The organism is Vibrio sp. 10N.222.46.A1 (assembly GCF_041473595.1).
GTDB classification, from domain to species: domain Bacteria; phylum Pseudomonadota; class Gammaproteobacteria; order Enterobacterales; family Vibrionaceae; genus Vibrio; species Vibrio tasmaniensis_A.
Genome location: NZ_JBFRSN010001438.1, coordinates 1 through 319, shown reverse-complemented (window position 1 = coordinate 319; position 319 = coordinate 1). Strand labels below are relative to the sequence as shown.

General features: G+C 49.5%; 1 protein-coding gene. It reads right to left on the bottom strand.

Going from position 1 to position 319, the window contains the following annotated elements; translation table 11 throughout:
- Positions 1-319 (bottom strand): hypothetical protein (locus AB4496_RS27175; RefSeq protein WP_372133052.1); only part of this gene is annotated, 319 nt, incomplete at both ends.

Here is a 319-nt window from a genome sequence, read left to right as displayed (position 1 = left end):
AGAAAGAGCACTACGCACTACAGCCACTTGAATGCCGTTAGCGGTCAACTTTTCTGCTAGAACACCGGCGTTGTGACCATCATCTGTGATCACGACACAAGCGTCTTTTGAGAAACAATCGACGAGTTTATCTGCCGCTGGTAGCTTTTTTAGCGCTACCTCATTGTGTGGAGGAAGTTCCGCTGTCGCTGTTTCTGCGATAGGCGTTACTGATTCAGCTTTTGGAGTTGCTGCGGGTGCAGCAGCGGATAGCTTGCTTTGCATGTAGGTAACGATTTCACCAAGCGTACGACACTCAGCTAGGTCTTCAGGGTTTAGC